Here is a 14,674-nt window from a genome sequence, read left to right on the forward strand (position 1 = left end):
ATAGATTCATGAAATTTAGTATTATAAAAATTCAAAAGGCCGTGGCCGATGCTTTTCACTTTTTAAATCAAGAACTCGCTGGTCTCATAACAACCATCGATGACTTTATCCTTGCTTGGCCTATACGTTCATTCTTTTTATTTCTTGCTGTTATTATTGTCGTTCGAATCATCTTTTTCTTGATTAGAACCATGATGTTAAGACGTGGGGAGAATAAAGTTGATGCGCGAAAATATGTTTTCAGATTCTTCGACTTCAACTTGTATTACTTATTTGCTTTTAGTGCTCTAGATATTTTTAATCTCTACTTACTAAAATTTGAAAGAGAAGACTTTCAACTCTTCTTGCATGTCTTTAGAAATATCTTGGCCCTCTATGTTCTCTATATAAATATCGGATACTTTCATAGCTTCCTTCGTTATAACTTTCAGGTCTACTTTAAAAAAGTGAATAGAGACTTTGTTAAGGATAGCAAGAAGCTTCGCTACATTATTACCATTACAACTTTCTTTTTCATTTTACTCTATAATTTATTTTCAGGATTTCTTGGCCATAATATTATATCGATTCTCTTCTTTGTTATTTATACAATTATCTTACTTAGATATGACAATTACGCTGAGTTAATCCTTCCAAAGATTGTTCCGCCTTCAATGCTGTTAACAAAGAAGCATATTTCTAAACATGTTATACGCTATATCCTTCCAGTATTTCTCTATCTCTATACTCTGCTTTACTCATTCTACTTAATGTTCTTTCTTGCTAATAATGACAAGGAATGGGCGAAGAATCTATTGTCTGGAATTTTAGAACAACACCTGGAAAGCCTTAGAGATGAAGTCTTTACTGATTATGAAGTACCGAGTGATTATATTGAAATCTTTAAAAGAGAAAATGGTACGGAGATAACAAGAAAGCCTGATCCTGCTGTTATGGCCTATGAGCGTATTGATAGCTGGCTTAATGGAACGAGTAGCTCTTATCATTTGGCATTCTCTGGAGAGTCGGGAAGTGGAAAGAACCATGTTCTTGATAAGATTCTTAAACGCTATTCTTCAGTAACATCTTTTAAATTAGATATCAGTGAGAAGATTGTTGAAGAATCAGTACTTTTAAAAAGGTTAGAAAATTTTGTTGGTAAAGGTAGTGAAGAAGAGAAAAAGTTTGTCATTGTTAAAAATGCACACAATCTCTTCTTATCTAAGTTTCACGGTTTTAAGGCCTTCGATGCTTTCTTTAATGTTATCAATAACTCCTCTAAAAATGTCTTTTGGTTTACAGTATGGAATAGTAATTCGTTAAACCTTATTAAGCATATTTACAATAAGTATGAACTGTCTTCAGATACGATCTATATCAGGCCATGGAATAAAGAAGAGCTAAAAGAACTAATCTTAAAAAGACATGAACCAACAGGTTTAGAGATTCGCTTCAACGAAGAGCTTTTTGAAATTATGTCCCATTTTGGTGCAGAAAGATCTATCGAAAATGCTCAGGATATCTATTTTAGAATTTTGGCCAAGCAAACGGGTGGAAACCCTCAGGCCGCAGTGAATACATGGCTAAAGTCCATCTCACATGTAAATGATAAAACAATTGAATTACACCTGCCACAACGTCGACCTATTCATGAAGTTGAAGTGTTATCAGATGAATCATTATTTGTTTTTTCCAGTATACTTTCACACGAATATTTAAGCTTTTCTGAAATCATAGAAACGACAGATCTAAGTGAGAAAGTTGTGACCTATGCACTTAAAGCTGGTTTTGGAAAAGGGATTTTAAGCAGGGATGGAGACTACTTTCACATAAGAAAGGACTGGCTAGTGGATATTAAAAATATCTTACGAAAGAGGAATTTTATCTATGAATGATGTTGTAACAGATACAATTGTAAAAACACAAAAAATGGCAAGTATCTTCGATTCAGTTAACTCTGAAATGATTTTTGGTTTATTCGTGGGCTTTTTTACTCTCTTTATTATTGCTAGAATCGTCTCTTGGTCTTTGCAATATCTTGCCATTAAAATTCCATACTATCGCTTATCAATACTTCAAGTAAATACAATCATAACTCACATGATTTATATCTTTGGTACCTTTTGGTTATTGTATGTAACACTAAATCCTAGTCAGGAGATGATTTATGCATTTCTTGGTTCTGGTGCTGTGGCGATTGGTTTTTCTCTTAAAGATCTTATTTCATCAATTATTGCAGGTATCATTTTAATTTTTGATAAGCCATTTCAAGTAGGGGATCGAATCCTATTTCGAGATAACTATGGTGATATTATCCAAATTGGCCTCCGTTCTGTTCGTATTCAAACACTAGATGATTCCACTGTCACAATACCGAATAATTTATTTCTAAGTGAAAATGTCGCTTCCGCTAACTCTGGGCAACGAGATATGATGGTTTGTAGCTATTTTTATTTTAAGAATAACTGCGATATTGCTCGCATGATATCATTGCTCGAAGAAGTGACTTCAACTTCTCGCTATGCCTACTTAAAGAAACCATTAAAGGTAGTTGTTTCAACAGAGAAGTTTGAGCATGGCATAGGCATTAAGGCGACAGTTAAAGCATATGTCCTTGAAACAATTTATGAAAAGGCCTTTGTGACAGATATTACGAAGAGATTCTATGAAGCTTTAAAAGAAGAGGAACTTGCCGATCAACTACTTTCTGAGTCATAATTTCTTATTCTTAAGAAAAGTAGGGAGTTGATATGGAAATGGAAATCTTTTTTCGCTATTGCGGTGTACTTGGATTACTTTATGTCGTTGTTACACTAAATGTTATTCGTAATCGTTGGAAACATCGTGTGGGCCTAGGGCACGGAAAAGTGTCAGACATGAATAAGGCCATCAGAATTCATGGGAACTTCTCAGAGTATATTCCCTTTATTTTGCTTTTAACTTATTTTGCAATTGAGAAAGAGGCGATCTCACTAATGGGAATTCATATTCTTCTTGCTGCACTCATTATTTCGAGAGTATCTCACTTTATTGGACTTACAAAAAGTGCTGGTACTTCATTTTATCGTTTTTTCGGTACCAGCATTATTCTTGTTTCTTTAATTGGAATCAGTATTACTTTATTACGTTAATACAAATATCAAGGTTGCCTAGGGTGTTTCGTACATCCTGGGCAGTCATTGAGAAGAAGAGATCCTTAAGTCTCTTATGAATAGAACCACTTGTTTCAAATCTCTCATCATCAGTTGAATCAAATTTAAAGGCTTCTTTAAATGATTGCCAAAACTTTTCCTCAACACATGCCATAACGACAAATTCATGATCCTTTGTCTGATAGATATTGTAGCAAGGGTATAGCCCATTATGGAGAAACTTATGATCTGTCTCTCTAATAGACTTTGGCCAGAAAGCATCAAATACTTCTTGAGTTGACTCGTATAAATAAGACTCAATGATTTGGACATCCTTAGTTTCTTGCGCCTTAAACATTGCGCCTAGGAGATCAAAGGCCATTTTTTGTCCAAAGTTAATACCTGCAAGAGGTAAGAACGGAGGGGCCACATCTTCAATTGAATTGATATTTCTTAGGTGAAGACTTAGAAGACCTGTCATTGCTAGCGCATTTAGGTCATGCATATGGCTCATATGCTCTTTTGATGCCTTTGGAATGACAATTCCATATGAGTGCTTAACTGTATTCTCAATTGTCTTTATGGAGATCCCAAGTTTGTCTTGAATTTTTCCTGGAATTCCCATAATGATTCCATCTGCTTCAAAAACTAATTTTTGTATCTCTTTAATATCTTCTTCGCTTTTAAAGTCGAAGCGTCTTACAGTTTTACATGCATTTAATTCTTCGTACCATTTAGGAAATGAGTTATCCATTTCAGCAAAGAGTCCATAAATAAATGGATCTTTAAATTTAGCATCTTCGATCTTAATAACATTTGCACCAAGGCCTGCAAGAAGTTTTCCTGCAAGAGGCCCTGGTAGGCGATGTGAAAAATCAATGATTGTTTTGCCAGCTAGTGGCCTTCCCTGAGTGTTACTCATTCGCTTGGCCCTGTGCCTGATTTGGCTTTAGAGTTTCAATGAAGTTATCTAAACCTTCTCCAGTCATCTCACATTCATTTGTTCCACAAATTTCCCATCTCTGTCCCTTGTCTTCATGGAAGTCAAAAACAAATCTTGGTAGGAAGTAGCAAATAAATCCCGCGAACTCTTGGTTTTGAAGCCATTCTTTTGGACATTTAATTACCTTGTATGCATTTGCTGGATAACTAAGTGCTCTAAGACCTTCTCCAGAACCAGCTGGGTTCTTTAGGACATCTTGAGTCGTATTTTCCATTAGAGGCTTAATTTCTTCAAGCATATCAATGTCGCTAAATAGAACACTTGCACGTCTAATTAATTTAATAAGAGTCGAAACAGGAGACTTAAATGACTGATCAAAACTTGTAAAATTTTGATTTGGATATAGCTCCATATCATTATCTCTTAGGGCACGAGTTTTAAGACGGCCATCGACTAAGAACTCTTTTAAGATAAAGCCTAGTGTGTCTTTTAGATTTGCCTTAAAGACAGGATTACCACTTAGTTCATAAATTCTAAGTTGGGCCTCTGCAAAGAGAACGTAGTCTTCTAATAGAGAAGCACCAACTGGACGAGTTGTCGTGTGACGTAGACGCATTCCGTTTGGCGTTGTCTCTAGGAATTTCTTATATGTACCTTCCACTACACGGTTAAATAACATGCTGGCCGCATTTCTAATTGCTGGCACTTGAGTGTATTGCATAACATCTGAGAGTGCTGTGATCATATGGAAGTTCCAACTAGCAATCCCTTTATTATCAGTCATTGGAGGAATGCGAAGCTTTCTCTCATTAAGAAGTGCTTTCTTTGCATTTCTAATTAGATCCCAAGATTCACTTGTGAAGATCTCTTGTGATTTTTCATGATTAATTGTCAGTACGTTAAGTCCTGAATCAAAATTACCTTTTTGAGTAATTCCAAACCAATCCTTAAGTTTATCAAGATTTTTTGTTAGTGACTCATCTTCTGTATCAAATCTTCCTAAGGCATCTTCAAACTCTTGTTCTGTGTAAGTGAAGTAAAGTCCTTCAACGCCTTCACTGTCAGCATCTTGTGCTGAGAAGAAGAAATTTTCTTCTTCATTAAGCATTTCACTTTTTAGGTACTCAAGTGTGTTAAAGATTCCATCAAAAACAAGTGGTGAAGGGTAGAGCATACTTGCTTTTGCAAGAAGCTTTAGAAGACCAGCTTGATCATAAAGCATCTTCTCAAAATGTGGTACAGTCCACTTATTGTCAGTGCTGTAGCGATGTAGACCACCACGTACTTGATCGTAAACACCACCCATTAGCATTCTTTCTAATGACTTTACAATGTGCTCACCATGCTCTTTCTTTACAACACCCTCAAGCATTTGCTCGATGGCCCACTCGTAGAAAGCAAGTTGTGGAAACTTTGGAGCTTCCCCAAAACCACCATTTTCCTCGTCTTTAAATTTCTCAAGAACATCAAGAACTGAGTTTGGATGTGGAAAGTGACCTTGAAAGTCAACATTCTCTGGTGAGATGAAGCCTTTTTCAATTGCATCAAATGCTTTATCAGCATTCTCTGTAACTGTAGCATTATCGTCTTTATATGCTCTAACTAGCTCAGATAAAACTTCCATAAATGGAGTTGCCTTGCCCTTAGCTTCTTTAGGAAAATATGTTCCTACAAAGAATGGCCTAAGGTTAGGAAGTAGGAAGGCACTTAGAGGCCATCCGCCACCATTTGTAAATAATTGGCACGCTTGCTGGTAATAGTTATCAATATCTGGGTGTTCTTCTCTATCAACTTTAATGTTGATAAAGTTCTCATTTAGGTATTTTGCCGTTTCTTCATCACAGAAAGACTCTTCGGCCATGACGTGGCACCAGTGACAAGAGCTGTATCCAATTGAAAGGAAGATAGGTTTGTTTTCCTCTGTAGCACGGGCAAGTGCCTCTGGTCCCCAAGGATACCAGTGAACAGGATTGTCTTTGTGTTGCTTTAGGTATGTTGATGATTCATCTTTTAATCGGTTAAATCCAATATCTGTCATTCTTACTCCTCAAATTTATATATCTATTATGCGTGAAATATTTAAAAATTAAAGGATAACCTCCCAAAATCCTGTAATTAAATGAATGTTTTTGAAATTATTTCCGACGCCTCGCATTATAATTTTCTTTTAACTAGACGAGCAGGTTCAATAGCGGTAAAAGACCATCATATGAAAGCACCGAGTGAGCGATATAGCTCGCATCTTGAACATTTTAGTACTTTTTGTACGAATACAAAATCATTGCTCACGTTAGGACTTTGTGCCTTTGCGGCCGTGCTTTCTTTTGATTTCTTTTGGACTCCTACAAGCACAAACTTCCGTGATTTGGGTATCCTTTCTTCAATAAATTCAAATAATCACGTTTATACACCTTACAATAGCTATAATTTTAAAGAGACTAATCCTTTCTTCAAAAGCCTTCACCTTGGATTCCTTTCATCGATTGATAAAAAGACTCTTGAGGACACATTAATTGCTCACATGGAGCATCCTATTAATGTTAGGGCAAAGAAATATATTTCTTCACTGCTTCACTTTGCGCAGGAGAGACAGCTTGACCCATTATGGGTTATTTCAATCGCTTGGACAGAAAGTCACTTTAATCCAACAGCACAAAGCTATGTAAAGGCCCAAGGGCTAATGCAAATTATGCCAAAAACAGGTGTCTTCCTTCATAAGCTTCTAAAGAGATCACTTAATAAAGATGATATTATTGAGATTCTTCGTGTTCCTCACGTAAATATGGAACTTGGAGTTTATTACCTTAGTCGTCTTTATAAGAGGTTTGGCCTATATCGTTATGCAACAGTTGCCTATAATATGGGGCCGGGCTTTGTGAGACAGAGTCTACGTTTTAATCGCCCTGTTGGAATTAAGAACGTATATTACGATAAGGTAAAAAAGAATTATAAGAAGCTGCTAGCAGCAGTTGAAACACTAAATAAACGTTCACGTTCACTGGGCGTTGAGTCAATACTTCACAAGAATAATCACAAATTTGATCTTAATTACTACCTGGGAATGGATATCGTTCCTAACCTTGACGAAAAGATTGCTAAGAAAGAGCTTTCTAAGTCACGCTTTGCAAAAAACTCGTAATTCAGCGAGTCATCTTTTCAACTTCAAATAGCTATTAAAAATTGCTATATTCATTCCTTATAAATTACACGAATAAGGAAGTTGTATGACATATTCATCAGTTATTGCAATTGATGGCCCAAGTGGGAGCGGAAAATCAACTGTAGCTAAGCTGTTGGCCAAGGAACTAGGTATCCTTTATATCGACACTGGTGCAATGTTTCGCGCCTTAGCCTTTGCTGCAAATGAGAAGGGGATTGACCTTCAAAACCACGCGGCAGTTGAATCATTTTTAAAAGAGATTAAGCTTGAATACGGGCAAGTAGATGCCCTTGTGAAAGTTGACGGCGTGGATCTATCTCAAAAAATTAGAGAACACCACGTATCTAAGCTTGCTTCGATCATTTCACAAATTCCTGTTGTCAGAACAATGCTTCTAGATTTTCAAAGATCAATTGCAAATGAAAAGGTTTGCGTGATGGAAGGCCGTGATATTGGAACGATAGTCTTTCCTAATGCCTTTACTAAATTCTTTGTGACAGCATCGATCGATATTCGTGCGCAAAGAAGATATGATCAGCTAATGGAGAAAGGTCAGCACGATATCGACCTTGAGCAACTCAAGCGTGATGTAAAAAAGCGCGATGAAAAAGATATGGGCCGTGAAGTGGCCCCTCTTGTCAAAGCCGATGATGCAACACTCGTTGATACAAGTGAAATGGATATCGACAAGGTTATTTCAACACTTAAAGAAAATGTAAAAATTCGCGCAAAAGAGGTTGGAATAGAGTTGTGAAATACTTAATCAGTCGCACAGACGCCATTGGCCAGAATATTCTAACAATGCCAATGGCCCAGGCCATAAAAGAAATGGATCCAAATGCGACTGTAGCAATTATCACATCGCCAACTTCGGTTATTCTCTATAAAGATCATCCCTATATCGATAAAGTCTATGTTCTGGATAAGAAGAGATCTTATCCATTCAAGGTAAAGCGTGCGCTTCAGGTCTTTAATGACTTTAAGCCTGATGTTTATCTCTACGCAGGTGGATCACAAACTCCAAACTTTGTTGCTTGGCTTAAAAAAGTTCCATTTCGAGGCGGACATCTGGCGAAATGGCAGGCCAATTTCACCCTAAATCGTGGGGTTCGACAAATACGCTCAGAAGTTGAAGGACACGAAACCTTCTATAATATTGAGCTACTTCGTGATCTCGATAATTTTATTACAATTGAAGACAAGGAATATATTCCTGAGTTTAATTTCAATGTAAATGAGAACGACTTCAATTCTTTTAAAGAACTAATAAAGGGAGAGGGCCTTGATCCTGAAAAGGAGATGGTCTTTGTTCACCCTGGTGTATCAAATAATAATCTTCCATGGCCGGCAAAGAATATTGCAACGTTTATTAAGCGCATAAATGGTATTTATCCTAACCGTTTTAATTTCATCATTTCTCATATCCCTTCTGATTTACGCTACGTAAATCCAGTTAGAGATGAGCTTAGAGATTATAGTGATCAGAATATCTACTACTTCAATGGTAAAAAACGAGGCATTGTTAACTTTCTAAATATTTTAAAACACGCTACACTTTTTATAGGTCCAAACTCTGGGGCCACACACATGGCCGCGGCCCTGGGAGTGTCTTTAATTGGCATATACTCGCCGATCAAAAGTCATTCTTCATTAAGGTGGAAGCCGAAAGGGGAGACTGAAATTAAAACAGTCACGCCAAATGTTGTTTGTGGAGAGTCTGATAAGTGTGCAGGTATGGATTGCCCTTATTATGATTGCATGGCCAAAATTGAAGAAGATAGAGTTATTGAAATCGCAAAATCAATTTTAAATAAATAATGGAAATACTATGACAAAATTAATTTCATCTGAACGTTTTAATACAATTATTGCTAACCTTGCCAACATTAAGCCAATTCTTGTTGTTGGAGATGTTGGGATTGATAAATATACATCTGGCGTTGTTAACCGTATCTCTCCAGAGGCTCCAGTACCTCTTGTTGAAGTTCAAAAAGAATGGCACAAGCTTGGACTTTCGGCCAACGTATCTGAAAACCTAAAAACTCTTGGAGTTAACTCAACTCTATGTGGTGTTATGGGTGACGATGCAAACGCAAATGTTTTAGAAGACCTTTTAGAAGAAGCAGGGCTTTCAACTTGGGGAGTTGTCCGCTGTGATGAGCGACCTACTGTTTTCAAAGAAAGAATTGTTACAGATCATCAACAAATTTGTCGTATTGATTATGAATCAAAGAAGCCTATTAATGCTGATGTTGAAAAAAGACTTATTGCTCGCATTAATGAACTTAAAGAAAACCACGGTGCGCTTATTTTAGAAGACTACTCAAAAGGTGTTCTAACAGAGTCTCTAATTTCTCGCCTTGTAAGTGAGTTTAAGGAGACTAAAAGCCTTGTGGCCGTAGACCCTAGTCGTACAACGCCTCCGCTTTTCTATAAAGGTGTCTCGCTTCTTAAGCCTAATCATCTCGAAGCAAAGCTTATGGCAAATCTCTTAGGTTATGCACAAGAGCTTCAAGTTGAAGAAATTGCAGAGATCCTTGTTGATAAGCTAGAGCTTGAAAAAATCATTATTACGCTTGGTGCACGAGGAATGGCAATGCTTGATACTTTAGGTGATGGTAAGCTTCATATGATCCCAACTGTTGCCAACGAAGTCTACGATGTTTCAGGTGCAGGGGATACAACAATTTCACTTCTCGTTGCTTGTTTAGAAGCAGGTGCGAGCCTTGAAGAGGCCGCGTGGATTGCAAACTGTGGCGCAGGTGTTGTTGTTGGTAAGGTTGGAACAGCAACTGTTAATATCGAAGAGCTAAATAACTACTACAATGTTTTAAAAGAGAAAATGAAGTAGAGTGAGTGACTTAAAACCTGCCACTCAGGCACTCGTTTTCTTTAGTGTTCTCTATCAAGAGGATAAAATTGGCCCAGGTGAAATCGTTAGTCTACTTGGGCCAAGATACTCTCATCCTATCATCTTCACCCATAACTTCTTTCCAATGAAAGACTATTACAGCAAAGAAATGGGCAGTGGCCTTAAGCGATGCTTCTTTTTCTATCCTGATGCAGTTGAGCGTACCGAGCTCGTTGATATCAAGAAAAAGTGTGATGCTTTGGAGAAAGCACACCTTCAGGATCAAGGTAGGACTTTTAATATCGACCCAGGCCTAATCTGCTTGGATCAAGTGCTGCTTTCAAGTGGAAAGCCTTACTCTCATCGCATCTATTTAGGTGAGGGGGTTTTTGCTGAGTTAACCTATCAATTTCAAGGAAAGTCTTACGAGACTCTATCTTGGACATACCCTGACTATCAGCACCCAGAGATCATCGCTAAGTTCAATTGGATGCGCTCATTTTTATTGATCTAATTAACTAATTACTGACCCTCCAAGTCTTGCTTTTTCGCACACCGCATGAAAAACTCCCAAGGTTATTATTGAATGTTTATAAATCGTCGAATAGGTGGGATTATGATTGATAAGCTAAATGAAGCTTATGGAAAGTTTCAAACAGAACTTGAAACAGTAAATGCGCAACCAGAAGTGCTTTCACTTAAGTCTAGTTACTTAGGAAAGAAGGGAGCAGTATCTGAAATTTTAAAGTCGCTTAAGGATGCTACTCCTGAGCAAAGAAAAGAAATTGGGCCAGTTGCTAATGAAATTAAGCAAAATATTGAAAAGCTTGTCGCAAAGAAGCTTTCTGAAATTGAGCTAGCTCAGATTAATGAAAAGCTAAGTAAGAATAAAATCGATATTACTTTTACTGATGCTGTAAAATCTAAGAATAATAATCACGGTGGACTTCACCCAAGAACTCTTGTGCAACAAGAAGTTGAAGATATTTTCTTATCAATGGGCTTTGAAGTATTAGATGGTCCACATATTGAAACAGAGTTTTATAATTTTGAGGCCCTGAATATTCCAGGTGATCACCCAGCACGTGATATGCAAGATACTTTCTGGTTTAAGGACGAAAAGTCTCCAGAAGGGAATAAGCACTTACTACGTACACACACTTCTACAATTCAAGTACGTGGTATGCAGTCTCGTAAGCCTCCTTTCCGTTTTATTGCCCCAGGGACAGTTTTCCGTTGTGAAAGAACAGATGCTTCTCACGAGATGGTATTCCAACAACTAGAAGGGATGATGGTTGGAAAAGATATTTCTGTATCTAATCTAATTTACTTCATGAAAGAAATCCTAACAGAAATCTTTAAGAAAGATGTTGAGGTTAGACTTCGTCCTGGTTACTTCCCATTTGTTGAACCAGGTTTTGAGCTTGATATCAAATGCCAAGTTTGTAATGCAAAAGGATGTTCTGTTTGTAAGCAAGTTGGTTGGGTAGAGCTTCTTCCATGTGGAATGGTTCATCCAAATGTTCTTCGAGCAGGAGGAATTGATCCTGAAGAATACAATGGCTTTGCTTTTGGTCTAGGGCTAGATCGTCTTGTTATGATGAAGTACGGAATTGATGATATCCGCCACCTTCAATCTGGTGATCTTAGATTTAACTCACAATTTAAAGAATATTAGAAAATAGTTTTAAGGAATATATATGTTAATTAGTATTGATTGGATTAAAGATTTCGTTAAGGTTCCAGACTTAGACGCAAATGAAATTGGTTCAAAGTTCACTCTAGCAACAGCTGAGGTTGAAGATGTTCTTTCTGTAGGAGATCACTTAGAGGCCATTACTGTTGTTGAAGTTCTAGAAAAGGAAAAGCACCCTGAAGCAGATAAGTTAAATCTTGTGACTTTTACAAATGGTAAGGATCAATTCCAAGTTGTTTGTGGTGCCGCAAACGTTCGCATTGGTATGCGTACTGCTTACGCTCCTTTAGGGATTACTCTACCAAATGGTCTAACTCTTGAGCCTAAAAAGATCCGTGGCGTTCTTTCTGAAGGTATGCTTTGTTCTGAGGAGGAACTTGGTTTTGCTGAAGAGTCTCCAGGTATTATTGAATTAGATAAGATGTTTGATAACCCGGAGCTTGGGACAAATATGCTAACGCTATTTGGTCAAACAAAAGACGTTCTATTAGACGTTGATAATAAGTCTCTAACTCATAGACCTGATCTTTGGGGACACTTTGGTATTGCTCGTGAGTTTGCAACAATTTTTGATAATGAATTAAAAAATCCATTCTCAGATTCGTGGGCAGCTGATTTAAAAGCAAAATTTTCAAATGATGCAGCTCCAATCAAAATTAAAGTTGAAGAAGACACAAGTTGCCTTGGTTACTTTGGTCTTAGCTTAGATAACGTAAAAGTAGGAGAGTCTCCTGCATGGATGAAAAGACGCCTGCAAGCAGTAGGTCTTCGTCCAATTAATAATATCGTTGATATTTCAAATTACGTGATGCTTGAACTTGGAATTCCTCTTCATATCTTTGATCGTGAAAAGATTAAAGGTGACACAGTTGTGATTAGTTCTCTAAAAGCTGAAACTGAATTTACAACTCTTGATGAAGAAAAAAGAAAACTAGTAGCAGGTGATACTGTTATTGGTGACTCAGAAAAGCCTTTGGTTCTAGCTGGAATCATGGGGGGACTAAATAGTGGTGTTGATGAAAGTACAACGAAGATCTTTATCGAAGTTGCAAACTGGAAAGCTGCTGAAGTTAGAAAAACTTCAACTCGCTTAGGGCTTCGTACAGATTCTTCTTCAAGATATGAAAAGACTCTTGATTCACTAATGCTTGAAAGAACACTTTTAAGAACTCTTGAGTATGTATTAAAAGAAAATCCAGATGCAAAAGTCGTTGGTGACATTCAATACGATGGCCCAAATCTTTTAGAGATTAAGCCGGTATCAATTCCATCAAGTGCTGCTAAAATTAATAAGGCACTAGGGAAAGAAGTTTCTTTTGATGAAATGAAAAGAATTTTTAATGCTCTTGATTTTAATATTGAGGGAACACAAGAAAGCTTTGTTGCTCATATTCCAAGTTACCGTGCAACTAAAGATATTGAAACAGGCTCATGCCTAGTGGAAGAGATTGGCCGTATTATTGGTTTCGATAATATTGATCCAGTGTCACCTAAACTTGATATTTCACCTGTTAAGTTAAGCCCTGCACAGAAGCTTCACCGTCGTATGAAAAACTTCATGGTTAACCATGCAAGTGCATTTGAAGTTATGACTTATCCAATGATTGGGCCATCACTTCTTAAGAAAGCAATGTACGAGCACAAGGGTGGGCTAGAGCTTATTAATGCTTTATCAAAAGATGCATCTCTTATGCGTGAGTCACTTGCTCCTTCTTTCCTAGAAGCTGCTTCTCAAAACGCAAAGAACTCTTCTTCTTTCAAGTTCTTTGAAATCGGCCGTACATATCATGCAAATGATAAAGACTTCGTAAAAGAAGAAAGTGTATTTGGTGCTTTATACTTTGATAAAGAAGCAACTCCTTTTATGGATCTTTTAAACGATACAACTCGCTTACTTGATAGTGCTAATATCAACTATCAGTTAAATGAACGTAATCCAAAGTTTAAGAGTAATGCAATCAATGAAGAATGGGCCGGTATTCATCCTTTCGAATTTTACAACTTAAGAATTCAAGGAAAGATGGATGGTGTAATCTTCTCTGTACACCCACTTGTTCTTAAGCAATTTAAAATTAAAGGAAACGTTTCAATTGCTCTTGTTAACATGAGTGCGTTTGAATCACGTGAACAAAAAGATAAAACAAAGTATAGTCCACTAGCTAAATTCCCTGGTTCAACTTTCGATTGTACTGTTGAAGTAGATAATAGTGTTGCTGTTGGATCTATCTTAAATAGTCTTTCTAAACTTAAGATTAAAGAGCTTGTTTCTACTTCTATTGCGGATATCTTTGTTCAAGAAGATAAGAAGTCTGTAACAGTAAGAAGTGAATTCTTAGATCCTAATAATACTTTATCAGGTGAATTCATTACTGAAGCATCTAATAAGATTGTAGAGACGTTAGAAAAAAACGGATTTCCTCTAAAAAAGTAGTTAAATTTTTTACATAGTTACCGATGATAGAAGGCCACTCAGAGAGTGGCCTTTTTTATTCTAATAACTTTTCGAGATTTCGGTGGTTTATAGATTTAGTAGAAGTTCAACCTACTGCTAAAATTAAGTATCGTTAATAATCTATAAGTATTTAATATTGTTATTAAAATTTATGAAAAAAAAGTTAAAAAAAAGTAAAAAAACTATTGACGAAGTTATTGGGGTTTCATAATATGCCCCTCGTTCCAAACAACAAACGAAACAAAAACAACGTTGCTAATAACGACATTGAATTTTTTTCCTTAATTGTTAAAAAAAGACTTTACATGTTGAACATGAACATATAGTCTCGGACAGCTCTTTAGACATTCAAATAAAGTAATAAAGATTTGCTGCTTAGGCAGTGAACAAGATGAGAAGAAATCCAAAATAAGTTTTAAACGGTTTTTGAAAGATCTGACGTAACTGAATCATTGAAGTTAC

General features: G+C 36.7%; 12 protein-coding genes. 10 read left to right on the plus strand and 2 right to left on the minus strand.

Going from position 1 to position 14,674, the window contains the following annotated elements; genetic code table 11:
* Window positions 1-8: 8 nt before the first annotated feature.
* Genes ABMA79_RS10465 through ABMA79_RS10475 form a run of 3 tightly spaced genes read left to right on the plus strand, consistent with a single transcriptional unit; the run spans window position 9 to window position 3,110 of the window.
* On the plus strand, window positions 9-1,874 hold the full coding sequence (locus tag ABMA79_RS10465) for a hypothetical protein (protein WP_393092431.1): 1,866 nt from the start codon (window positions 9-11) through the stop codon (window positions 1,872-1,874).
* On the plus strand, window positions 1,867-2,697 hold the full coding sequence (locus tag ABMA79_RS10470) for a mechanosensitive ion channel family protein (protein WP_393092433.1): 831 nt from the start codon (window positions 1,867-1,869) through the stop codon (window positions 2,695-2,697). Before ABMA79_RS10465 ends, ABMA79_RS10470 begins: the two co-directional genes overlap by 8 nt.
* Before the next feature lie 32 nt (window positions 2,698-2,729).
* Complete coding sequence (locus tag ABMA79_RS10475) at window positions 2,730-3,110, plus strand: MAPEG family protein (RefSeq protein WP_393057727.1); 381 nt, start codon at window positions 2,730-2,732, stop codon at window positions 3,108-3,110.
* Here the strand turns inward: ABMA79_RS10475 and ABMA79_RS10480 are convergent.
* Window positions 3,094-4,032 carry a CoA transferase gene (locus ABMA79_RS10480; protein ID WP_393092436.1) on the minus strand — a complete coding sequence of 313 codons (939 nt, stop codon included), beginning with the start codon at window positions 4,030-4,032 and terminating at the stop codon, window positions 3,094-3,096. The two genes, ABMA79_RS10475 and ABMA79_RS10480, sit on opposite strands and share 17 nt — an antisense overlap.
* Window positions 4,025-6,091 carry a thioredoxin domain-containing protein gene (locus ABMA79_RS10485; protein WP_392860213.1) on the minus strand — a complete coding sequence of 689 codons (2,067 nt, stop codon included), beginning with the start codon at window positions 6,089-6,091 and terminating at the stop codon, window positions 4,025-4,027. Before ABMA79_RS10485 ends, ABMA79_RS10480 begins: the two co-directional genes overlap by 8 nt.
* A 171-nt stretch (window positions 6,092-6,262) precedes the next feature.
* Between ABMA79_RS10485 and ABMA79_RS10490 the strand changes: the two genes are divergently transcribed.
* The 7 genes from ABMA79_RS10490 to pheT all read left to right on the plus strand — a co-directional run bounded on the left by ABMA79_RS10490 (window position 6,263) and on the right by pheT (window position 14,191).
* Complete coding sequence (locus ABMA79_RS10490) at window positions 6,263-7,192, plus strand: lytic transglycosylase domain-containing protein (RefSeq protein ID WP_393092439.1); 930 nt, start codon at window positions 6,263-6,265, stop codon at window positions 7,190-7,192.
* 85 nt (window positions 7,193-7,277) lie between these two features.
* Window positions 7,278-7,967, plus strand: coding sequence for a (d)CMP kinase (gene cmk, locus ABMA79_RS10495; protein WP_392860216.1), 690 nt, complete (start codon window positions 7,278-7,280; stop codon window positions 7,965-7,967).
* Window positions 7,964-9,031, plus strand: a complete 1,068-nt coding sequence (locus tag ABMA79_RS10500) for a glycosyltransferase family 9 protein (protein WP_392990103.1) — start codon at window positions 7,964-7,966, stop codon at window positions 9,029-9,031. Before cmk ends, ABMA79_RS10500 begins: the two co-directional genes overlap by 4 nt.
* A 10-nt stretch (window positions 9,032-9,041) precedes the next feature.
* Complete coding sequence (locus tag ABMA79_RS10505; RefSeq protein WP_392860219.1) at window positions 9,042-10,064, plus strand: bifunctional heptose 7-phosphate kinase/heptose 1-phosphate adenyltransferase; 1,023 nt, start codon at window positions 9,042-9,044, stop codon at window positions 10,062-10,064.
* A 1-nt stretch (window position 10,065) separates the two neighbouring features.
* A complete protein-coding gene (locus ABMA79_RS10510) occupies window positions 10,066-10,578 on the plus strand; it encodes a DUF4416 family protein (protein WP_393092442.1) in 513 nt (170 codons plus the stop codon).
* 102 nt (window positions 10,579-10,680) lie between these two features.
* Complete coding sequence (pheS, locus tag ABMA79_RS10515; RefSeq protein WP_392860222.1) at window positions 10,681-11,742, plus strand: phenylalanine--tRNA ligase subunit alpha; 1,062 nt, start codon at window positions 10,681-10,683, stop codon at window positions 11,740-11,742.
* A 22-nt stretch (window positions 11,743-11,764) separates the two neighbouring features.
* The gene (gene pheT / locus ABMA79_RS10520; protein ID WP_393092445.1) at window positions 11,765-14,191 is read left to right on the plus strand and encodes a phenylalanine--tRNA ligase subunit beta; all 2,427 of its coding nucleotides are present in this window, start codon (window positions 11,765-11,767) and stop codon (window positions 14,189-14,191) included.
* Window positions 14,192-14,674: the final 483 nt, after the last annotated feature.

The organism is Halobacteriovorax sp. HFRX-2_2, assembly GCF_043196705.1.
Taxonomy (GTDB): domain Bacteria; phylum Bdellovibrionota; class Bacteriovoracia; order Bacteriovoracales; family Bacteriovoracaceae; genus Halobacteriovorax_A.